Consider the following 22,148-nt stretch of genomic DNA (forward strand, 5'->3'; position numbering starts at 1 on the left):
TATGTGCGGAATCGTCGGTTACATCGGCAAGCGTGACGTCGCCCCCCTCCTCCTGGAGGGATTGCAGCGCCTGGAGTACCGCGGGTACGACTCGGCGGGCATCGTCGTCACCTCGCCGAAGACGGCGGGCCTGAAGATGGTCAAGGCCAAGGGCCGGGTGCGTGACCTGGAGGCCAAGGTCCCGGCCCGCTTCAAGGGCACCACCGGCATCGCCCACACCCGCTGGGCCACCCACGGCGCCCCCTCCGACGTGAACGCCCACCCGCACATGTCGGCCGACCTCAAGGTCGCCGTGGTCCACAACGGCATCATCGACAACGCCTCCGACCTGCGCCGCAAGCTGGAGGCGGACGGCGTCGAGTTCCTCTCCGAGACCGACACCGAGGTCCTCGTCCACCTCATCGCGCGCTCCCAGGCCGAGAAGCTGGAGGACAAGGTCCGCGACACCCTGCGGGTGATCGAGGGCACCTACGGCATCGCGGTGATGCACGCCGACTTCTCCGACCGCATCGTGGTGGCCCGCAACGGCTCCCCGGTCGTCCTCGGCATCGGCGAGAAGGAGATGTTCGTCGCCTCGGACATCGCCGCACTGGTCGCCCACACCCGGCAGATAGTGACGCTGGACGACGGCGAGATGGCCACCCTCAAGGCCGACGACTTCCGCACCTACACCACCGAGGGCACCCGTACGACGGCCGAGCCCACCACCGTCGAGTGGGAGGCCGCCTCCTACGACATGGGCGGCCACGACACGTACATGCACAAGGAGATCCACGAGCAGGCCGACGCCGTGGACCGCGTGCTGCGCGGCCGCATCGACGACCGCTTCTCCACCGTGCACCTCGGCGGCCTCAACCTGGACGCCCGCGAGGCCCGCCAGATCCGCCGGGTGAAGATCCTCGGCTGCGGCACCTCGTACCACGCCGGCATGATCGGCGCCCAGATGATCGAGGAGCTGGCCCGCATCCCCGCGGACGCCGAACCCGCCTCGGAGTTCCGTTACCGCAACGCGGTCGTCGACCCCGACACCCTCTACATCGCGGTCTCCCAGTCCGGCGAGACCTACGACGTCCTCGCGGCCGTCCAGGAGCTGAAGCGCAAGGGCGCTCGGGTCCTCGGCGTGGTGAACGTGGTCGGCTCGGCGATCGCCCGCGAGGCCGACGGCGGCGTGTACGTGCACGCGGGCCCGGAGGTCTGCGTGGTCTCCACCAAGTGCTTCACCAACACCACGGTGGCCTTCGCGCTGCTCGCCCTGCACCTGGGCCGCACCCGCGACCTCTCCGTCCGCGACGGCAAGCGGATCATCGAGGGCCTGCGCAAGCTGCCCGCGCAGATCACCGAGATGCTGGAGCAGGAGGAGCACATCAAGAAGCTGGCCGAGCAGTACGCCGAGGCCCGCTCGATGCTCTTCATCGGCCGCGTCCGGGGCTACCCGGTGGCCCGCGAGGCCTCCCTGAAGCTCAAGGAGGTCTCCTACATCCACGCCGAGGCCTACCCGGCGTCGGAACTCAAGCACGGCCCGCTGGCCCTGATCGAGCCCGCGCTCCCCACGGTCGCGATCGTCCCCGACGACGACCTGCTGGAGAAGAACCGGGCCGCCCTGGAGGAGATCAAGGCCCGCAGCGGCCGGATCCTGGCGGTGGCCCACCAGCACCAGGAAAAGGCCGACGAGACGATCGTCGTGCCGAAGAACGAGGACGAGCTGGACCCGATCCTGATGGGCATCCCGCTCCAACTCCTCGCCTACCACACGGCGTTGGCCCTGGGCCGGGACATCGACAAGCCGCGCAACCTGGCGAAGTCGGTGACGGTCGAGTAGGCGCTCGCCCCGCACAGGGACGGACCCCTCGTGATGCCACCGCGCACGGGGGGTCCGTTCGGTCGCGCCGGGGCCGCCCAATACCCCGGCGCCGACTGCCACTTGGCCGGTGACCGTCACGCCCCGGCCGGCAGCCCATGACGGCTATATGCCCTTCACAAAGGCACAAACACCTCTGCGCGCCGGTGAATTCACCCATCTCACCAGGGAGGGCCGGGCGTTACGGAATGACGATGACGGGCCGCTTCGCCCGCTTGGCGAGCCGCCCGGCGACGGAGCCGAAGATGCGCCCGACGATGCCGTGGGTGGAACCGACGACGATCGCGTCCGCCTCGTACTCCCGCCCGACCTCCTCGAGTTCATGGCAGATGTCGCCGCCGCGCTCGACCAGGATCCAGGGCACCTCGGCCAGATAGTCCGCGCAGGCGAGCTCCAGGCCGAGCACCTCGGTGCGGTGGTCCGGCACATCGACGAAGACCGGTGGCTCGCAGCCGGCCCACACGGTGGTGGGCAGCCGGTTGGCGACGTGCACGATGATCAGGCCCGAGCCGGAGCGATGGGCCATGCCGATGGCGTACGCGAGGGCGCGCTCGCTCGATGTGGAGCCGTCGAACCCGACGACGACGCCGTGCTTGAAGGCGGGGTCGCAGGCGTGGCGTGGCTCTTCGGCCGCCAGGGGCTCGGCCGCCGTGGGATCGGCGACGGGCCGCTTGCGGTCCGCTGGTTCGGAGAATTCGTGACCGGCCATGGCTGTCTCGGCGTTGTGATCCTTGTTCGGGAGGGACGGCCTGTGCGGCGGAGCTGTGTCCGGGAATCGTCTTTCCCGGCCCATACCCCCAAGGGTACGGCGCCACGCATCCTTAGCCCAGATCCCGCCCTCGCGCTGTGGGGTTCCAGGGAGCATGCACGAGGGGGCGCCCGTAACGCAATGGTTGCTGCGCTGTACAGGCGGTTTGCACAGGATTCAAGCGCCGGTCACCCGCCCGCCCCGGACCGGACCCCCGGACGGCCCCTCGACACAGTGACCGACGGGTCGAACACGCGTTGAACCCGTGAGCCACGCCACGGGGAGACGCCACAGGGAGCATGCGATGACCGGACACCGACCGCCTTCCGAGGACTCCAGGGACTCCAGCACGGACGTGGTCCGCTGGGCGGTCTTCAGCTGCGCCCTCGTCCCCGTGGTGCTGCTCTGGTACGGCACCTCGCTCGCCGGAGCCGCCGGCACCGCGCTCGGTCTCGCCGCCGTGACGGCCGTCTGCCGTATCCTCCTGCGCCAGTCGGAGCGCGGCGCGGCCCGCCTGCACGCGGAGGAAGAGGTGCCGCAGCGCGGCCGCCGGCACCGGAGTGGCGCCGGGGCCCACCGAGGCGGTCGTCACACCGGCGGAAGCACACCGGTCGGCTGACCGGTTTCCATGCACCGGGACGATTCTTTTCAGCCAACTTCCACGTTGGGCGTGTCCTGTGCCTCCACCACCCTCCAACCCCCGTTCCACCTGCACGAATAGGGTCTCGGGGGCCCCGCGCACCCTACGTGGATTAGCCACCGCCACAAGGCGCACTTCCCTGCACGGCCCGTGAGTGCAACGCTTCGTGATCGAATGCTTTACGCCAAGTTGCCAAGTCGACAATGTGCCGGATGACGAACTGGTCACCCCGGCACCACGGGACACAGTAGATTCGATCTTGACGTCTTACGGCGGGGGACTCGTGCCGGACCGAGGGGAAACGTGCTGGAGCGACATGCCCGACAAGTTAGGGGCGCCGCGACCACCGAGGGGGGCTTAGCAGGATGAGCCACGACTCCACTGCCGCGCCGGAAGCCGCGGCCCGGAAGCTCTCCGGGCGACGCCGCAAGGAGATCGTCGCGGTGCTGCTGTTCAGCGGCGGCCCCATTTTCGAGAGTTCCATACCGTTGTCGGTGTTCGGGATTGACCGCCAGGACGCCGGCGTGCCGCGCTACCGCCTTTTGGTGTGCGGCGGCGAAGAAGGCCCGCTGCGGACCACAGGGGGCCTGGAACTCACCGCGCCGCATGGCCTGGAAGCGATCTCACGCGCGGGCACGGTCGTCGTGCCGGCCTGGCGCTCGATCACTTCTCCGCCACCGGAGGAAGCGCTCGACGCACTGCGCCGCGCGCACGAGGAGGGGGCCCGCATCGTGGGCCTGTGCACCGGCGCCTTCGTGCTGGCCGCAGCGGGCCTGCTGGACGGCCGCCCCGCGACCACCCACTGGATGTACGCGCCGACGCTGGCCAAGCGCTACCCGTCGGTGCACGTGGACCCACGAGAACTCTTCGTGGACGACGGCGACGTACTGACCTCGGCCGGTACCGCGGCCGGAATCGACCTCTGCCTCCACATCGTGCGGACGGACCACGGCAACGAGGCGGCCGGCGCGCTGGCCCGCCGGCTGGTGGTCCCGCCGCGCCGCTCGGGCGGTCAGGAGCGCTACCTCGACAGGTCTTTACCCGAGGAGATCGGCGCCGACCCGCTCGCCGAGGTCGTCGCCTGGGCGCTGGAGCACCTCCACGAGCAGTTCGACGTGGAGACGCTCGCCGCGCGCGCGTACATGAGCCGCCGCACGTTCGACCGCCGGTTCCGCTCCCTGACGGGTTCGGCCCCTCTCCAGTGGCTGATCACCCAGCGGGTGCTCCAGGCGCAGCGGCTGCTCGAGACCTCGGACTACTCGGTGGACGAGGTCGCGGGGCGCTGCGGCTTCCGCTCGCCGGTGGCGTTGCGCGGGCACTTCCGGCGGCAGCTGGGCTCGTCCCCCGCGGCCTACCGGGCCGCGTACCGGGCGCGCCGGCCGCAGGGCGAGCGGCCCGTGGACAGCGACGGTCCGGTGGGTGGCCCCACGGGTCCCCCGCCCGGTCCGCCGGTGCAGCTGCACCCGGAGGGCGGCCCGGTACCGCTCCAGACCCGGCGCACCCCGGCCTCCGTGGGCCCGCCGTCGGAGAACGGCCGCGAGCTGTACGTGGGCGGCCGGGCGAGCCTGCCGGGGCAGCGCAGCGGCACGTGACCGTGTGACGCGAGGTCGTGAACGCCGGCCGGGCCACCGCGGCCCGGCCGGCGTTTGACAACACCGGTCACCCCAAACGGTGAAGGCCGCCTTAGGGTGGTCGCATGAACGATCGCATGGTGTGGATCGACTGCGAGATGACCGGCCTCTCGCTGTCCGACGACGCGCTCATCGAGGTTGCCGCCCTCGTCACCGACTCCGAGCTGAACATCCTCGGCGACGGTGTGGACATCGTCATCCGCCCGCCGGACCAGGCGCTGGAGACGATGCCGGAGGTGGTGCGTCAGATGCACACCGCGTCCGGACTGCTCGACGAGCTGTCCGGCGGCACCACGCTCGCCGACGCCGAGGAGCAGGTCCTCGCCTACGTCCGCGAGCACGTCAAGGAGCCCGGCAAGGCCCCCCTGTGCGGCAACTCGGTCGGCACCGACCGCGGTTTCCTGCTCCGGGACATGCCCACCCTGGAGGACTACCTCCACTACCGCATCGTGGACGTCAGCTCCGTCAAGGAGCTCGCCCGCCGCTGGTACCCCCGGGCCTACTTCAACAGCCCGGAGAAGAACGGCAACCACCGCGCCCTCGCCGACATCCGCGAGTCCATCGCGGAGCTCCGCTACTACCGCGAGGCGATCTTCGTCCCGCAGCCCGGGCCGGACTCCGACACCGCCAAGACGATCGCCGCGAAGCACGTCCTGCCTGCGCGATAAAAGCCGGGCGCGAGCACCCCTTCGGACCCTGTACACTTTTTCTCGGCCGGTCGGAGAGATCCGAGCAGCCGAACATGGTGGGTGTAGCTCAGTTGGTAGAGCACCTGGTTGTGGTCCAGGTGGCCGCGGGTTCAAGTCCCGTCACTCACCCCAATCACCTCAGCCGGTGACCTTGGAAACAAGGTCACCGGCTGAGGTCGTTTCAGCGGGCGGGTCCGGTGAGGTGTTCCCGGGCCACCCGGCGAAAGCCCGTCACCAGACGCCCGCGGTCCTCGGCCCGGCTCGCGAGGACGACATGGGCCGGATCGACCCCGTCCAGCGGGACCGCGACGACGTCGGGGCGCAGCGCTCCGGCATGCGGCAACGCGGTGATGGCCAGGGCCTGTCCGGAGGCGACGAGTTCGAACTTGTCCTCCAGGCCGCCCTCGAGGAGGGGCCCGCCGGGTGCCGGGCGGCCGTCCGGGCGGGGGTCGATGCGCCAGTACGCGTTCCACTCCGGGTCGGCCACCCGGACCATCGGCTCCTCGGCGATGTCGTCGAGGGTGACGGACTCCCGGCCGGCCAGGCGGTGTCCGACCGGGAGCACCACGACCCGCGGCTCGCTGTAGAGAACGGTCACCCGGGTCCCTTCGGTGGGGAAGGGCAGCCGGGTCACCAGTACGTCGGCCTTGAGCTCGGACAGGGCCGAGGTGCGCTCGCTCCAGTCGACGTACGCGGTCCTGACGTCGGCGTCCGGGAACCGTTCGCGCAGCGCGCGCACCGCGGGGGTGACGATGATCCCCAGCGTGTAACCCACGGTGATCCGGCTCGGCTCGGCGGCCGCCCGGGTCAGCGCGGCCGCCTGTCCCGCCGACCGCAGCAGTGCCTTCCCCCGGGGCAGGAAGACCTCCCCCGCCTCGGTGAGCCGGCTGCCCTGCGGGGTCCGCTCCAGCAGCCGCGCGCCCAGTTGCTGCTCCAGGCGGCGGATCTGCCTGCTCAGCGAGGGCTGGGTGATGTGCAGCGCTTCGGCGGCCCGGCCGAAGTGCCGGTGCTCGGCCACGGCCGTGAAGTACCGGACCAGGCGCAGATCGAGATCGGTCATGCCGGAAGCGTATGCCGGCCTCGACGTCGTCTGTCGATGTACAAGGCGTTTCACCTGCGGTGATGCCTGAGGTGTATTGCGCGATGCGAAACAGGCTTTGGACCGGCCCCCTCTCTCCTTCGCAGGCTGGAGGTGCTGGAAGCATCACTCGTCACCGCGAAGGACTCTCATGCGTGTATTCGTCACCGGCGCCTCCGGATTCATCGGTTCCGCCGTCACCCGCGAACTTCTCGACGCCGGGCACGAGGTTCTCGGGCTGGCCCGTTCGGACCGGTCCGCCGAGGCGGTGAGGGCCGCCGGGGCGGAGGTGCACCGCGGCGATCTGACCGACCTCGACAGTCTGCGCCGGGGCGCCGAGGACGCGGACGGGGTCGCCCACCTGGCCTTCATCCACGACTTCACCAACCTGCCCGCCTCCGGCGAGGCCGACGTGCGGGCGATCGAGGCCGTCGGGGCCGTGCTCGAAGGCACCGGGAAGCCGCTCGTCGTCACGTCGGGGCTGTTGACCGCGCCGGGGCGCGTCGGCACCGAGGACGACCCGGCCGCCCCGGACTCCCCCGGGCGGCACCGGCACGCCTCGGAGTTCGCGACGCTCGCACTCGCCGACCGGGGGGTGAGCGCGTCGGTGCTGCGGCTTCCCCCGACCGTGCACGGGGAGGGCGACCACGGATTCGTGCCCATGTTCATCGACCTCGCGCGCGAGAAGGGTGTCTCGGCGATGGTGGGCGACGGCTCCAACCACTGGGCGGCCGTCCACCGCCTGGACGCGGCCCGGCTGTTCCGGCTGGCCCTGGAACAGGCACCGGCGGGCGTACGGCTGCACGCGATCGGCGACGAGGGCGTGCGGTTCCGTGAGATCGCCGAGACCATCGGGCAGGGGCTCGGCGTGCCGGTCGCGGGCGTGGCCCCCGAGAACGCGACGGACCACTTCGGGTGGCTCGGCCACTTCGCCTCCGTGGACCTGCGGGCCTCGGCCACCCTCACCCGCAAGCTGCTGGGCTGGCAGCCGGAACACCCCGCCCTGATCCCGGACCTGGAGGCGGGCCACTACTTCAGGACGAGCTGAGCATCACGACACCGGCCGCCACGGCTCGGTCAACTCCCGGGCGGGTCAGCGCCGTTCAGCCGGCTCGGGGGGCGCCGCCCTGGGCCGCGACGGCGCGCTGTGCCGCCGTACCGCGGAAGGCGGTCGCGACTACCGGCGGGTGCGGCTGCGGATGACCACGGGACGACGGCCCGGGCGGTGCAGGGGTCGGGCACGGTCGGGACAGGGGACCCCGTCCGCTGTCCCGAACGGACCGGGGCGCCGGACAGTCGGGGACGTCCTGCTCGCAAACCAACCGACGTGCCTGCTCGAAAACCAACCGACGTGCCCGTTCGCGAAAGAGCCCACATGCCCGTTCGCGGACGGAACGCGGGACCCCGTCCCCGCCCCCACGCGAGTGATCCTTGCGTTCAACCTCTTTAGGCGGCTCGGGGCGGCCCCGCTCGGGTCAGGACGACGTCCGGTGGACCAGTTCCGTCGCCAGGACGACCTGCCGGCGCTCCAGGCCACGGGACGCCGCCGGGCGGCGGTCGGCGATCTCCGTGAGGAGCAGGTCGATCATGCGGCGGCCCATCTCCTCGATGGGCTGGCGGACACTGGTGAGCGGCGGGTCCATGTGGCGCGCTATGGCGGAGTCGTCGTAGCCGATCAGCGCCACGTCCGAGGGGATGCTGCGGCCCTCCTCGCGCAGCACCTGGCGGGCGCCCGCCGCCATGACGTCGGAGCCGGCGAAGACGGCGTCCAGGTCGGGGCGGCGGGCCAGCAGCTTCGTCATCGCGCGGCGGCCGCCCTCCTCGGTGAAGTCACCGGGCTCGATCAGGCGCTCGTCCACCTCGTGGCCCGCGTCGAGCAGCGCGTCCCGGTAGCCGTCGACGCGGCGCTGGGCACCGTACACGTCGAGGCGGCCGGTGATGTGGGCGATCGCGCGGCGGCCGCCGGCGAGCAGGTGCTCCACGGCGGAGCGGCCGCCTCCGTAGTTGTCGGAGTCCACCGAGGGCAGCGTCTCCCCCGCCGAGCGCGGGCCGCTGATCACCGCGGGGATCTCCAGCTGGGACAGCAGGTCGGGAAGCGGGTCGTCGGCGTGGACCGAGACCAGCAGGACGCCGTCGACCCGGTGCGCGGCGAGGTACTGGGCCAGCCGCCGGCGTTCGCGGTCGCTACCCGCGAAGATCAGCAGGAGCTGCATCTCGGTGTCCGAGATCTCCGCGCCGACGCCCTTGAGCATGTCGGAGAAGTACGGCTCGGCGAAGAACCGGGTCTCCGGCTCGGGCACCACCAGCGCGATCGCGTCCGTGCGGTTGGCCGCCAGGGCGCGCGCGGCCGTGTTCGGGACGTACCCGAGCTCCGCCACCGCCGCCTCGACCGCGGCGCGGGTGGCGTCGCTGACCCGGGGCGAACCGTTGATCACCCGGGAAACGGTGCCCCGGCCGACGCCGGCGCGCGCGGCGACCTCTTCGAGGGTGGGCCGGCCCCCGCTCCGGCTTCGCGCTCCGTGGCTTGCCATGGGCTCCGCCTTCCGCCGTTGTCTTGCGCTGGCCTGGAATTTAACAGCCCCGCCTGCTCCAGTGACGGTCGCGGGGGCTCTGCCCCACAGCCCAGGTCCGGGCCGGAGTGCCCCGCCCCCGCGCGCCGGGCGGGCCGGGCCGGTCCAGTTAACAGGCTGATAACTGAACGCATCTCTCCGCGTCGACTCCCTTGACACCCCCGCCCGGACCCGCGAACCTTCAACACATCACCGATGGGAGCGCTCCCACGGTACCTGACACATACATTTCCCGCACGTTCCCCGCCCGAGCCGCAGCTAGAACGAACGGGCCCAACAACGCAGTTGGCCGGGGGGTCGGCACGTCAGGGCAACAGGAGGACGCAATGCGAGCACATACCCGATCCGCCCGCAACAGGGCGGTAGTCCTCGCGGCTGTCGCATCGCTGGGCGCCGGGCTGCTGGCCGGCTGTGCCGACGACGGCGGCGACGACGACGGCTCGTCGTCGGGCGGCGGCAAGACCACGATCACCCTCGGTCTGTTCGGCACCCAGGGCTTCAAGGAGGCCGGACTCTACAAGGAGTACGAGAAGCTCAACCCGAACATCAAGATCCAGGAGAACGTGGTCGAGCGGAACGAGAACTACTACCCCGCTCTCGTCAACCACCTCACCACCAACAGCGGTCTCCAGGACGTCCAGGCCATCGAGGTCGGCAACATCGCCGAGGTCGTCTCCACCAACGCGGACAAGCTGGTGGACATGTCCAAGGTCGCCGGGGTGGACAAGAGCAAGTGGGTGGACTGGAAGTGGCAGCAGGCCACCACCAAGGACGGCCAGACCATCGGCCTCGGCACCGACATCGGCCCGATGGCGATCTGCTACCGCAAGGACCTCTTCGAGCAGGCAGGTCTGCCCAGCGACCGTGAGGCGGTCGGCAAGCTGTGGGCGGGCGACTGGAACAAGCTCGTCGCCGCGGGCGCGACCTACAAGAAGAAGGCCCCTGCGGGCACCACCTTCATGGACTCGCCCGGCGGTCTGCTCAACGCGATCGTCAGCAGTGAGCAGAACAAGTTCTACGACGCCTCCGGCGAGGTCATCTACAAGACGAACCCGGCGATCAAGAACGCCTTCGACCTGACCGCGAAGGCCGCCAAGGACGGACTGGTCGGAGCGCAGACCCAGTTCCAGCCCGCCTGGGACACGACGATCGCCAAGAGCAAGTTCGCCGCGATCGCCTGCCCGCCGTGGATGCTCGGCTACCTCAAGGGCAAGTCGTCGCCCGACTCCGCCGGCAAGTGGGACGTGGCCGCCGCGCCCAAGTCCGGCAACTGGGGCGGCACCTTCCTGTCCGTGCCCAAGAACGGCAAGCACGTGAAGGAGGCGGAGAAGCTGATCACCTGGCTGACCGCGCCGGAGCAGCAGGCCAAGCTCTTCGCCGTGCAGGGCAGCTTCCCGAGCTCGACCGCCGCCTACGACCTGCCCCAGGTCACCGGCGCCAAGAACACGATGACCGGTGACGCCCCCATCGGCAAGATCTTCGCCGAGGCCGCCAAGGCCATCCCGACGCAGGTGATCGGCCCGAAGGACCAGATCATCCAGCAGGGTCTGACCGACAACGGCGTCATCCTCGTCACGAAGGGCAAGTCGGCGAAGGAAGCCTGGGAGACGGCCACCAAGACCATCGACAACAACCTGGAGAAGTGACCGGTATGGCCACCCGGCACGACACCGCCGCGCTCCCCCTCGAGGAGGGGGGCGCGGCCCCGGGCCGCCCGCCCGCAGACGCCGTACCCGACGAGAAGGACCAGCGGCGCCGGGCCCGGCTGTCCCGCCGCTGGCAGCGGGACATGCGCTGGAGCCCGTACGCGTTCGTCTCGCCGTTCTTCCTGCTGTTCCTCGCGTTCGGCCTGTTCCCGCTGATCTACACGGGCTGGGCCTCGCTGCACACGGTCGAGCTCACCGACCCGACCGACATGCAGTGGGCGGGCCTGCGCAACTACACACGGATCTTCGACGACGACTTCTTCTGGAACGCGGCGAAGAACACCCTGACCATCGGCATCATCTCCACCGTCCCGCAGTTGGCGATGGCCATGGGCCTGGCGCACATCCTCAACTACAAGTTGCGGGCGTCGACCTTCTACCGGGTCGTGATGCTGGCGCCGTACGCGACCTCGATCGCCGCCGCCTCGCTGGTGTTCGTGCTGCTCTTCGGCCGCGACTACGGCATGATCAACTGGGCTCTGCACTTCGTCGGGGTCGACGCGATCGACTGGCAGAACGACAAGTGGCCCTCGCAGATCGCCGTTTCGTCGATCGTCATCTGGCGCTGGACCGGCTACAACGCGCTGATCTACCTGGCGGCGATGCAGGCGATCCCGCAGGACCTGTACGAGTCGGCGGCCCTGGACGGGGCCAGCCGCTGGAAGCAGTTCCTCCACGTCACCCTGCCCTCGCTGCGGCCGACGATCCTGTTCACCGTCGTCGTCTCGACGATCGGGGCCAGCCAGGTGTTCGGCGAGCCGCTGCTGTTCGACGCCAACAAGGGGGCGTCCGGCGGCGCGGAGCACCAGTTCCAGACGCTCGGCCTGTACCTGTACGAGCAGGGCTGGGTGAACATGCACCTGGGCCGCGCCTCCGCGATCGCCTGGACGATGTTCCTGATCCTCATCGTGATCGGGATCGTCAACTACGTCATCTCGCGCCGGCTGCGCGCCAGTAGTTAAGGAGACCGGCCGTGACGACGACCCTGACGAAACCCGCGGCGGACGCGGGTTCCCCGCCCCCGAAGCGGGTGCGCCGGCCCAAGTCGGCGCGTGCGGGCGGGCAGATGCACGCGGGACCCATCGCGTACGTCATCCTCGCCCTGTTCACCATCGGCTCGCTGCTGCCTCTGGTGTGGACGGCGATCGCCGCCTCGCGCGACAACCAGCGGCTGGCGCAGACTCCGCCGCCGTTCTGGTTCGGCGGCAACCTCTTCCACAACCTCGACATCGCCTGGAACGACGCCAATCTGGGCGAGGCGTTCATCAACACCACCTTCGTGGCCGGTGTGTCGGCGCTGACCATCGTCTTCCTGTCCACGATCGCCGGGTTCGCCTTCGCCAAGCTGCGCTTCCGGGGCCGCGGCGCGATGATGCTGATCGTCATCGGCACGATGATGGTGCCGCCGCAGCTGAGCGTGATCCCGCTGTACATGATGGTCGCCAAGCTCGACTGGACGGACCAGCTCCAGGCGGTGATCCTGCCGTCGCTGGTGAGCGCGTTCGGGGTGTTCTTCATGCGGCAGTACCTGATCCAGGCGCTGCCGGACGAGATCATCGAGGCGGCCCGGGTGGACGGCGCGAGCAGCTGGCGCGTGGTGTGGCACGTCGTGTTCCCCGCCGCCCGCCCTGCGATGGCCGTCCTCGGCATGCTGATGTTCGTGCAGACCTGGAACGACTTCCTGTGGCCGTTCCTGGTGCTGACGCAGAACGGCAACCCGACCGTGCAGGTCGCGGTCGCGCAGCTCGGCCGGGGCTACACCCCGGACCAGTCCCTGATCATGGCGGGCGCGCTGCTGGGCACGCTGCCGCTGCTGATCGTCTTCGCGATCTTCGGCAAGCAGATCGTGGGCGGCATCATGCAGGGTGCCGTGAAGGGCTGACCTCGGCTTCCCGGGGGCCGGACCGACGCCGCTCCGGCCCCCGCCCACTGTCCTCTCCACCTCCCCCTCCCCCTCCCCCTCTACCAATCGGTCTCACGACCTCCGATGGGAGCGCTTCCATGCCCGATTCCGCATCTCCGGAGACCCCGGTGACCTTTCCCCCCTCCTTCCTCTGGGGTGCCGCGACCTCCTCGTACCAGATCGAGGGGGCGGTGCGGGAGGACGGCCGTACGCCCTCCATCTGGGACACCTTCAGCCACACGCCCGGCAAGACCGCCGGCGGCGACCACGGTGACATCGCTGTCGACCACTACCACCGCTACCGCGACGACGTGGCGCTCATGGCCGACCTGGGCCTGACGGCGTACCGCTTCTCGGTCTCCTGGTCCCGGGTGCAGCCGACCGGCCGGGGCCCGGCGATCCAGCGGGGGCTGGACTTCTACCGGCGGCTGGTGGACGAGCTGCTCGCGCACGGCATCAAGCCGGCCGTGACGCTCTACCACTGGGACCTGCCGCAGGAGCTGGAGGACGCGGGCGGCTGGCCGGAGCGCGACACCGCGTACCGCTTCGCCGAGTACGCGCAGATCATGGGGGAGGCGCTCGGTGACCGGGTGGAGCAGTGGATCACCGTCAACGAGCCCTGGTGCGCGGCCTTCCTGGGCTACGCCTCCGGGGTGCACGCACCGGGCCGTACCGACCCGGCGGCCTCGCTGAGGGCAGCGCACACGCTCAACCTCGCGCACGGACTGGGCACTTCGGCCCTGCGCGCGTCCATGCCGGCCCGCAACTCGGTGGCGCTGAGCCTCAACTCCGCGGCGGTCAGGCCCTTCTCGCAGGACCCGGCGGACCTGGTCGCGGCGCGGAAGATCGACGACCTCGCCAGCGGGATCTTCCACGGCCCCATCCTGCACGGGGCGTACCCGCAGACGCTGTTCGCGGCGACGGAGTCGATCACGGACTGGTCGTTCGTGGAGGCCGGCGACCTGGAGCTGATCAACCAGCCGCTCGACGCCCTGGGCCTCAACTACTACACGCCCGCGCTGGTCTCGGCCGCCGACCCGACGGCCAGTGGGCCGCGCGCCGACGGCCACGGCAGCAGCGACCACTCCCCGTGGCCGGGCGCGGACGACGTCACGTTCCACCAGACGCCGGGCGAGCGTACGGAGATGGGCTGGACGATCGACCCGACCGGCCTGCACGACCTGATCATGCGCTACTCGCGCGAGGCCCCGGGTCTCCCCCTCTACATCACGGAGAACGGCGCGGCCTACGACGACAAGCCCGACCCCGACGGCCGCGTCCACGACCCGGAGCGGATCGCCTACCTGCACGGACACCTCGCCGCGGTCCGCCGCGCGATCACCGACGGGGCGGACGTCCGCGGCTACTACCTGTGGTCGCTGATGGACAACTTCGAGTGGGCGTACGGCTACGAGAAGCGCTTCGGCGCGATCTACGTGGACTACACGACGCTGGAACGGACACCCAAGTCCAGTGCCCTGTGGTACGGCCGAGCAGCCCGCACGGGCACCCTCCCGGAGGTGGAGGAGGCCCAGGGCGTCTAGCCACCACGGAGCCGGGGGAGCCGGGGCGCGGCAGCCGAGGGGGGTGCCGCGCCCCGGTGTCACGTCCGGTTCAGGGAGTGCCCGGCGCCGCGAGCCACCGGATGCGCGGGACATCGCAAGGTCGTCCAGTGGCGTCCAGTGGCGTCAGTCGCCGCGCCTCAAGTTCGCGAAGATCGAATCTGCGAGACGCACCACGGCCCCGGGATCGATCGCGGCGAGAACCGGGGCGGCATGGTGCCAGCCGTCCTGGGTGAGTGCCTCGGCGAGGAAGGCTCTGGCTCGGGGGAGGTCGGGGCCGGACGGGGGCGGCAGGAGGAGCGTGGCCATGCGGCGGGCGAGGGGCGCGCCGTTGGGACTCTCCGGGTTGATCGGAACCGGCACCCGGTCGCAGGGCAGCAGCGCGGCATAGGCGGCCAGGTGTGCGAAGATCTCCGCCCGCTGCTCGGGCCAGGCTCCGGCTCGGGCCAGGGTGCGGGCCGTGTCGTCGTCACCGAGAGCCGCGTAGGCGAGGGCCGCTGCGCCCTGGGAACCGGTGACGGGCCAGGGACGCCCGTCGGCCTGCGAAGCCGTCGCGTCGAGGCGACGGCGGGCGGCGGCCGGGTCGGTCGCGGCGGTCATGAGGCTGAGGAGCACGTCGATCGAGTGCTGGAAGCGCGCATCACGGAACTCACGGGTGTCCAGGAGCCGCCTGACGCGAGCGCTGCGCTCGCTGTCGTGAGGGCCGATGGCGACGAGCAGGTGTGCGTACAGTCGTGCGTCGTCCCCGCGCACGTGCAGGAACACCTCGTCGAGCAGCTGCCCTGCCGCGTCCCGGTCCCACGCCCACAGCCCGGCGGCCGCCTCCACGCGGGCGAGGACGTGGTCGTACTGCCCCAACCACGCCTTCTGCTCGCCAAGAGCCTGCTCGACGGCATCCGCCGCGCCGGCCCACCCGAGCGCCTGGACAGCGGCCGTCCTGACCCAACGGGACATGTACTCGTCGCTGGTGAAGGACAGCTCCGCCGCCCGCCGGGCCAGCCGCCCGGCCCGCTCCGGATCACTGCGCGAGACGGCCATGGACACGACGGCGTGGCCCCAGGCGTCGGCACCGCGCGCACTGACCGTCGCCAGGAGCCGCTCGGCCTCGTCGGGTCGGCCCGCGGTGGCCAACGCGCCCGCCAGTGCGGCGAGATGCTCCTGAACGATGCGCAGGACCGGCCCGGTCCCCAGCCCGTGCCCGTGCTCGGCCCGGTGAAGAAGTCCGAGCGACCGCTGGGGATCGTCGACAGCGAAGTGGTCGGCGAGAACAGCGAGCCCTTCGGCCGCGTCCCACCACGACATGCCGTGCGACGAGGGGTGGGTGAGGGTGGTCAGAGCGGCTTCCAGCCGTTCGGCGGCGCCGGCCTCCGCGAGGCTTCGGGCGACGCGGCGGAAGGAGCCGTCGTCGCCGTAGAGGTGGCGAGCCGCCGTAAGGAACTCGAGAGCCGCCCACGCCTCGGTCGCCGCTCCCCTGCGGGCCCATCCCTCGGCGACGAACGACCACGCGAACATCTGGGCCTCCGGATCGCCGGAGGAATCCTCGCTCTCCATCAACCGCTGGGCCTCCGACGTACGGCCCATCGCCACGAGGGCGCAGACATCGCCGTACGTCACCTTCCGCCCCCAGCCGACACCGAACGGCACCAGCCCCCACGTGACGCCGAACCGTGCCCCTTTCCAGCGCGCGAGCGCTCCCTTGTCCAGCTTCGCGACGGCCAGGGAGAGCAGTTCCGCGGCCTCGCGAGGGTGTGTGTCGCGCAGGGCCTCCGCGGCGACCGCGGCAAGGCTGCCGAAATAGTCCGCGTCGTCCCGGGCGAGCCCGGTGACCGCATGGAGGAGCCGTGCCGCGTCCTCCGGGCGGCCGCATGCCGACCATGCCTCGGCGATGCTCACCGTCACGCGGACGCGGTGCGGCAGGAACCCGATCCTTTCGGCGGACTCCTCCGCCAGCCGGAGCAGGTCGGCCGCTCCCGCTGTACTCCCCAGTGCCGTGGCGGTCATGACCAGTGCCTCCACGAACTCCTTCACGGGTGGCGGACGACGGTCCGACGCAGGCAGGACCCGCACCGCCTCCTCCCCGCGGCCGGCCAGCGCCAGGACCACGGCCCGCAGGCCCCGCGCCTCCCAGATGACTGAGGGTCTGCGGGCCCCCGCCTCCTCGGCCAACCGCATGCCCTCGTCCGCCAGCCCCACCGCCCGCCGGTCCCCCGCCTCCGCGAGGACATGTGCCACGGCGAGGAGGGCCCGGGAGCGGCTGCGCGGGTCGAAGACGCTGCGGGCCAGGCCGATGGCCTGCCGGACCCTGCCGAGTCGGGCATGAACGGCCGGGATGTCCGGGTGGAGGTACTCGTTGCGCCGGGCCACGAGATCCGCCACGGCCGCGAGCGTCCCCAGCGCTCCCAGGTCGTCGGGCGCGGTCCGCCGTACCGTCTCGCGCGCCGCGGCGATCTCCGCGAGGCAGGCCGCGTCGCTGCCCGTGGCCTCCCGCAGCCGGTCGCATCGGCGGGGGTCCACGGCGAGAGCGACGGCCCGGGACGCGTTCTGCTCCAGCGCGACCAGTCGGCCGTAGGGCTGGAGCAGATAGGGCGGGGTCTCGTCCAGCCAGCCGCGGCGTTCGTAGGTCTCCGACCAGGCGCGCAGGCGGGACCGGTACTCCTCGATGTCCGGACCGAATGCGTCCTGCGCCGCGGCGAGCAGGCTCTCGTGGGCGAAGAGATAGCCTCGGCTGGTCATGTACATCGTCACGTCCATGTCGCCGGAGCTCGGGCCCCCACCGCGCAGCCGCAGGATCCGGCCGAAGACGCTGTCGAGCGTACGACTCAGCTCGCTGTGTCGCCTGCCGGTCAGTTCCCGCAGGTCGTCGACCCTGAGGGTGCCCCGCGCCGCGGTGAGCAGGCCGACCACGTCCCGCTCCAACCGGTCACCGTCCAGCGCCCGTCGGAGGTCGTACTTGGCCTCGTGCTCGGTGTGGCGTGCCGCCCCCGAGACGGCGAGTTCCACGATCCGGCAGTGCCGCAGAGGGTGTCCGCCGCCGACGTCCGGTGGGATGCCGGGGCTCGGCCGGCTCGTCACCAGGACACGGACGTTGGACGGGAGGCGTTCCGGCAGCAGGGACGCGATGCTGGTGCCGCTGCCGCCGGGGAGCAGCGACAGGTCCTCGTCCAGGCCGTCGACGACCAGGAGCAGCGTGCCGCCGTCCCGTGCGACCCGTTCCGCCGCCTGTCTCAGCAGCAGGCGTCGTTCGCCGTCGCGGGCGGCGGGGGACCCGGTCGTGGCCGGTTCACGGCCGGCGATAAGGGCGAGTTGGTCGACGACCGCCGCCGCGTACGCGTCCGAGTCGGACTGCCCCGCGTATCGCGCGGTGATGAAGAACCACACCGGGACGACTCCGCGCGGTGGATGCAGCGCGAACCACGCCACCAGCGCCGTCTTTCCCGCCCACGGCCGTCCCTGGAGCCAGCGGTACGGTTCCGTCCCGCCGCAGAAGGAGACGATGTCCGCCAGCTCGGAGTCCCGCTCGTCGAGCAACTCGGGCGCAATGTCCGCGAGTTGGGCACGGTAGATCTCCTGGACGAGGTCGGGGAGGTCCGGCGGGCCGGTGGCGGACAGTGCCGCGAGGTCGTACGACAACAGCTCGCTCAGCTCGGCGAGTTCGTCGCCCTTCAGTGCCTCCGCCCAGCGGTCGACCCGTCCCGCCGCGATCCGTCCGGTGCCCTCGCCGCGGTGATGCCTGCTCACCACGGCGACCAGATGCCCACCGCTGAAGACAGCCGCCCCCGACATCCCCTCCCAGGCGTCCCGTTCGGGGTCCGGGTCCTCGGCGGGTGGGGCGGTGATTCTCAAGTCCAGTGTTCCCTCACGCCGGTTGGCCAGCACCGGGCACCGCGCGTCCAGGTGCTCGGTGTCCCGGAAGCGCCGGCCCTCGGCGTCGGTACGGAGCTTGAAGCGGGGGAAGCCCATCGCCGTGCAGCTGAGGACGGCGTCCTGGTCGCCGACCGTGCCGAAGGAGGTGGCGGCCGGGGGCTCGTCGTACGCGTCCGACGGCAGTTCCAGTACGGCGATGTCGATTCCCTCGTGCGCCCAGGCCCCCACCGCCTCGACGGCTCGTTCCCCGGGCCGGTCGGCCTGGAAACGGACACGGATCTGCTCGGCGCCCGCGACGACGTGCGCGGCCGTGAGCACCCTCCCCGGCGCCACGAGGTAGCCCGAGCCGCGGCCGCCCCCGCCGGACCGGCGGACGATGACCTCGGCGACCTGCTCCGCCCGCAGTCCCGGCCCGAGCCGCCGCTCAGACCTCCCCGTCAACCTCGTCACCCGTGATCAGTGCGGTCCGCCCCGCTCCCCCGCCCGGCGGCACCACCTTCGGCGTGAGCGTGAGGGTCACCCGCTGTGTCTCCGCCTGCCCGTACTTCCCGTTCGCGCCGGCATCGACCACCCACAGTCGCACCTTCGCGTCCCCGCCGACCTCCTGCGTCACAGCGACGGACGCCTCGATCTCCACGGGCCCCAGCTCGAAGCGCAGCATCCTGCCGTCGCCGTCCGTGAGAGCGGTCGTCAGCTGCTCGCGCAACTCCCGGATCATGTCGGCCAGTTCGATCACGCTTCCCCCTCGTGCAGCGGTGCTCAGATGGTACAAGTCAGCGCAGCACCACCATCGTCAGCACCGCGACCAGGGTCACCAGGAGTATCGCGGCCGTGGCGAGGGCGGCGAAGTGGCGCACGCGTTCGCCGGTGGGGCGGGAGAGGACCACGATGTCGGTGTGGGTGGGGAAGGCGAAGTAGTCGCGGTGCGGGTCGGCGTGCACGCGGACGTGGGCCAGCGGGAGGCGGCGCAGGGTCGCGCGGCGGGCCACCTCGTCCCTGCGCGGGGTCAGATGGGGCGCGAGCAGGGCCTCGTCGGACTCGTCCAGGTCGTCGGGGAGCTTGTCGGTGCTCCTGCGCAGGACGTTCTCGTGCCAGTGGCCCGTGCTGCCCGTCGCGCGTCTGAGGTCGCGTCGGCCGAGCCGGCGCTCCCTGGCCCGGTGCGGGGTGTGCCGGATCCAGCCCTCGGTCCACACCGTGAAGCGGCCGGTGCCCCGGCACTCCGGGTGGGTGACGCGCTTGGCGCCCGAGCAGGCGGTGCACTCCACCTGGCCGCTCTTGTTGCAGTCGGGGCAGTCGAGTTGACGTCGGCCACGGCACTTCGGGCAGGCCACGTCGTCAATACGGCAGCGCACGCAGCGGACCCGGGCCGCCCGGTCGGCCGCACTCGTCCCGGGCCGCCGATGCGGGGGCCTTCGCGAGCGCGAGCGGCCGGTGCCCTCGCATTCCCAGCAGGCGTCCGGGCCGGCCTCGCACACGGGGCAGTCGACGAACCGGGGGCAGTCGCGGACGCCTCGCCCGCGGCAGGCCCCGCACTTGTTGGTACCGCCTTCGCAGCCCGCGCACGGCTCCTCGCCGAGCGACCCCTCGCGCACCAGCAACCAGCTGCGGGCCTGCTCGGGGTCCTCCGGCGGCGGAACCGGGTGTGAGTCGAGGACGGTGTAGGTCGGGCGGTTCGCGACGTCGTCCCGGCTGCCCGGTTCCCGCATCGGACGCTCGCCGTGCGTCTTGAGCGACCGGACGATACGGAAGTCGAGCAGGGTCGTCCAGGTCAGCGTGGCGGCGCCGGGAACGGCCGGACCGCCGCCCGCACCGCGTCGGCCGGCGTAGGCCTCGACCGCCTTGAGTATCTCCGTGTCGGACGGTCTTCCGGCCATGGCCGCTCCCCCTGTCGACGACCGGACGGTCGGACGATCAGGGTAGGAGCGGCCCGCCCGGTGGGCAACTCCCTTGCTTCTGCGGCTGCTTGGAGCTCGGCGGCACGCTCCGCGTGGTTGATCAGGAAGGGTTGGTCCGTGTCCGCGCCGCGTCGCAGCTTCGTTCGTCCCCTCCGAGCAGTCGGCGGGTCGTCTCCACGCCCCACTGGTCCAGCGACAGCAGCCGGTCGCTGGAGGCCGTCAGACCGCCGGTCGCCGCCACGTGGGCGGCCCAGCGCTCGCGGGTCTCCACGGCCGGGCGGGCCATCAGGCAGTCGGGGTCGTTGACCCACAGGACGCCGTGCTGCCACTGGCGGCCGACGCCGGTGAACTCGGCCGGGTCCTGGCCGGGCTGGCTGAAGTCACCGGCCTCGGGGCGGCGGTGCGGGGCCGTGTCGGGGCTGACCCGCATCGCGTCGAACAGGCCGACGGAGGGCAGGATCGGCGCACCGCAGCCGAGCAGGTAGGCGTCCGGGCCGATGGCCTCGCGGATCAGCCGGATGCCGTCGCGGTACGCGGTGAGGGCGTCCGCGTCGGTGTGCCGTACGCCCTCCAGGGCGCCCGCGTAGAGGAAGTCGGCCTTGAAGTAGTCGTAGCCCTCGGACCGCAGCGTCCGGAAGACGTCCGCGAGGTAGTCCGCGGCCTCCGGGTGGGTGGTGTCCAGCACGCACAGGTCGTGGCCCCAGTTGCGGCCGGCGTGCAGGAAGCCGCCGCTGAGGTCCTCGACCAGCCAGTCGGGGTGCTCGGCGGCCAGGTCGCTCGCCGGGTCGACGAGGAAGGGGGCCGTCCAGATGCCGGCCCTGCGGCCCCGCACCCGGATCGCGTCGGCGATGCCCTCGCGGGAGCGGAAGCGGCCCGAGAGGGTGAGCCAGTCGCCGAGGGCCTTCTGGTAGCCGTCGTCGATCTGGACGACGTCGATCGGCAGGTCGAGGGTGTCCATCGCACGCAGGTTCTCGTGGATGTCGTCCTCGGTGACCGCCGTGAAGTACTCGTACCAGGAGCACCAGACGGTGGGCGCCGGGCGGGGGGCCTCGACCCCGAGTCCGGCGGCCCACTCGGCCAGCGTCGCCTGGATGTCCGTGCCCGTGAACTCCTGCACCGGGCCGTCGGCGCTGACCTCGGCCTGGCTGCCGTCCACGGTCAGGCGGATCGACGGAACCGCACGCGTCGGTTCCGGCGCCGCCCACAGCCGTACCGGCGACCCGTCGCCCGGGTCGAGCGCCAGCAGCCCCTCGCCCTGGAAGACGCCCTCCGGGACGGTGACGCCCGGCCGGTAGCAGACCGTCGCCCAGTTGTCGTTCGTCGGGCGGTACGGCTTGTCGCCGAGGGCGTACGCGCCACTGGGGCTCCAGGACTGCCAGCCCTCCTCGTGGACGCGGGCCCTGCGGGGATCCACGGGCACGGAGGCGACCGGAGTAAAGGGGTGGGGCACGGTGGTTCTCTTTCGAACGGGGTGGTGGTCAGCCCTTGTTGGCGCCGAGGGTCAGTCCGCTGACGAACTGGCGTTGGAGGACGAAGTAGACGATGAGGGTGGGGATGGCGGTGAGGAGGGCTCCGGCGGCGACGAGGTTGGGGTCGGTGAAGTACTGGCCGGAGAGGTTGTTCAGGGCGGAGGTGATGGGCATGTTCTCGCCGGTGGAGATCAGCACGATCGCCCAGAAGAAGTCGTTGTAGATCCAGATGGAGAGCAGGGTGCCCAGGGCGGCCATCGCGGGTTTGCACAGGGGCAGGACGATCTGCCAGTACATCCGCCAGACCGAGGCGCCGTCGACGAGGGCGGCTTCGGTCAGTTCGTGGGGCAGCATGCGCATGTAGTTGGACAGGACGAAGGCGCAGAAGCCGGACTGGAAGGCGATGTGGATGAGGACCAGGCCGAGGGCGGAGTCGTAGAGCTTGCCGGACATGGTGATGCCGGGCAGGTCGATGAGGAGGTAGAGGCGGTACAGAGGGGTGATGATGACCTGTTGGGGCAGCAGGTTGCCGGCG

At 71.3% G+C, this 22,148-nt stretch carries 17 protein-coding genes and 1 tRNA gene; 10 read left to right on the forward strand and 8 right to left on the reverse strand.

Going from position 1 to position 22,148, the window contains the following annotated elements; all coding sequences use genetic code 11:
• Position 1 precedes the first annotated feature (1 nt).
• On the forward strand, positions 2–1,819 hold the full coding sequence (glmS, locus tag H295_RS0139560; RefSeq protein WP_020140898.1) for a glutamine--fructose-6-phosphate transaminase (isomerizing): 1,818 nt from the start codon (positions 2–4) through the stop codon (positions 1,817–1,819).
• Between the two features lie 220 nt (positions 1,820–2,039).
• On the opposite strand, the gene H295_RS0139565 is transcribed toward glmS, so the two are convergent.
• Positions 2,040–2,567: a universal stress protein gene (locus tag H295_RS0139565; protein ID WP_020140899.1), complete on the reverse strand. Its 528-nt coding sequence runs from the start codon at positions 2,565–2,567 to the stop codon at positions 2,040–2,042.
• Positions 2,568–2,910: 343 nt separating this feature from the next.
• Between H295_RS0139565 and H295_RS0139570 the strand changes: the two genes are divergently transcribed.
• The 4 genes from H295_RS0139570 (at position 2,911) to H295_RS0139585 (ending at position 5,698) form a co-directional block, all read left to right on the forward strand.
• Positions 2,911–3,225 (forward strand): hypothetical protein, encoded by a 315-nt coding sequence (locus H295_RS0139570; protein WP_020140900.1) that lies wholly within the window; start codon positions 2,911–2,913, stop codon positions 3,223–3,225.
• 386 nt (positions 3,226–3,611) lie between these two features.
• The gene (locus H295_RS0139575) at positions 3,612–4,838 is read left to right on the forward strand and encodes a helix-turn-helix domain-containing protein (RefSeq protein ID WP_020140901.1); all 1,227 of its coding nucleotides are present in this window, start codon (positions 3,612–3,614) and stop codon (positions 4,836–4,838) included.
• A gap of 104 nt (positions 4,839–4,942) precedes the next feature.
• Positions 4,943–5,545, forward strand: coding sequence for an oligoribonuclease (gene orn / locus H295_RS0139580; RefSeq protein ID WP_028810174.1), 603 nt, complete (start codon positions 4,943–4,945; stop codon positions 5,543–5,545).
• 77 nt (positions 5,546–5,622) lie between these two features.
• Positions 5,623–5,698 (forward strand) — tRNA-His (locus H295_RS0139585).
• A 49-nt stretch (positions 5,699–5,747) separates the two neighbouring features.
• Here the strand turns inward: H295_RS0139585 and H295_RS0139590 are convergent.
• The gene (locus H295_RS0139590; protein ID WP_020140903.1) at positions 5,748–6,626 is read right to left on the reverse strand and encodes a LysR family transcriptional regulator; all 879 of its coding nucleotides are present in this window, start codon (positions 6,624–6,626) and stop codon (positions 5,748–5,750) included.
• A gap of 169 nt (positions 6,627–6,795) precedes the next feature.
• On the opposite strand from H295_RS0139590, the gene H295_RS0139595 reads away from it, so the two are divergent.
• Positions 6,796–7,692, forward strand: a complete 897-nt coding sequence (locus tag H295_RS0139595) for an SDR family oxidoreductase (RefSeq protein ID WP_020140904.1) — start codon at positions 6,796–6,798, stop codon at positions 7,690–7,692.
• Between the two features lie 427 nt (positions 7,693–8,119).
• On the opposite strand, the gene H295_RS0139600 is transcribed toward H295_RS0139595, so the two are convergent.
• Positions 8,120–9,175, reverse strand: coding sequence for a LacI family DNA-binding transcriptional regulator (locus tag H295_RS0139600; RefSeq protein ID WP_020140905.1), 1,056 nt, complete (start codon positions 9,173–9,175; stop codon positions 8,120–8,122).
• Positions 9,176–9,540: 365 nt separating this feature from the next.
• Between H295_RS0139600 and H295_RS0139605 the strand changes: the two genes are divergently transcribed.
• The 4 genes from H295_RS0139605 (at position 9,541) to H295_RS0139620 (ending at position 14,367) form a co-directional block, all read left to right on the forward strand.
• A complete protein-coding gene (locus H295_RS0139605) occupies positions 9,541–10,860 on the forward strand; it encodes an ABC transporter substrate-binding protein (RefSeq protein ID WP_020140906.1) in 1,320 nt (439 codons plus the stop codon).
• A 5-nt stretch (positions 10,861–10,865) separates the two neighbouring features.
• The gene (locus H295_RS0139610; protein ID WP_020140907.1) at positions 10,866–11,882 is read left to right on the forward strand and encodes a carbohydrate ABC transporter permease; all 1,017 of its coding nucleotides are present in this window, start codon (positions 10,866–10,868) and stop codon (positions 11,880–11,882) included.
• Between the two features lie 11 nt (positions 11,883–11,893).
• Positions 11,894–12,802: a carbohydrate ABC transporter permease gene (locus H295_RS0139615; protein WP_020140908.1), complete on the forward strand. Its 909-nt coding sequence runs from the start codon at positions 11,894–11,896 to the stop codon at positions 12,800–12,802.
• Between the two features lie 119 nt (positions 12,803–12,921).
• A complete protein-coding gene (locus tag H295_RS0139620) occupies positions 12,922–14,367 on the forward strand; it encodes a GH1 family beta-glucosidase (protein ID WP_028810175.1) in 1,446 nt (481 codons plus the stop codon).
• 144 nt (positions 14,368–14,511) lie between these two features.
• Here the strand turns inward: H295_RS0139620 and H295_RS48515 are convergent, their stop codons facing one another.
• The 5 genes from H295_RS48515 to H295_RS0139645 form a co-directional block, all read right to left on the reverse strand.
• On the reverse strand, positions 14,512–18,690 hold the full coding sequence (locus tag H295_RS48515; protein ID WP_028810176.1) for a trypsin-like peptidase domain-containing protein: 4,179 nt from the start codon (positions 18,688–18,690) through the stop codon (positions 14,512–14,514).
• Positions 18,674–18,985: a trypco2 family protein gene (locus H295_RS0139630; RefSeq protein WP_020140910.1), complete on the reverse strand. Its 312-nt coding sequence runs from the start codon at positions 18,983–18,985 to the stop codon at positions 18,674–18,676. The genes H295_RS48515 and H295_RS0139630 overlap by 17 nt, the downstream gene beginning before the upstream one ends.
• Before the next feature lie 37 nt (positions 18,986–19,022).
• Complete coding sequence (locus H295_RS46265) at positions 19,023–20,123, reverse strand: hypothetical protein (RefSeq protein WP_020140911.1); 1,101 nt, start codon at positions 20,121–20,123, stop codon at positions 19,023–19,025.
• 121 nt (positions 20,124–20,244) lie between these two features.
• Positions 20,245–21,594: a glycoside hydrolase family 36 protein gene (locus H295_RS0139640; RefSeq protein WP_051135690.1), complete on the reverse strand. Its 1,350-nt coding sequence runs from the start codon at positions 21,592–21,594 to the stop codon at positions 20,245–20,247.
• Between the two features lie 28 nt (positions 21,595–21,622).
• Positions 21,623–22,148, reverse strand: a 526-nt coding sequence (locus H295_RS0139645; protein ID WP_020136922.1) for a carbohydrate ABC transporter permease, incomplete at its 5' end; no start/stop codon positions are given.

Origin of the sequence: Streptomyces sp. 351MFTsu5.1, from assembly GCF_000383655.1 — a bacterium.
Lineage (GTDB): Bacteria > Actinomycetota > Actinomycetes > Streptomycetales > Streptomycetaceae > Streptomyces > Streptomyces griseorubiginosus.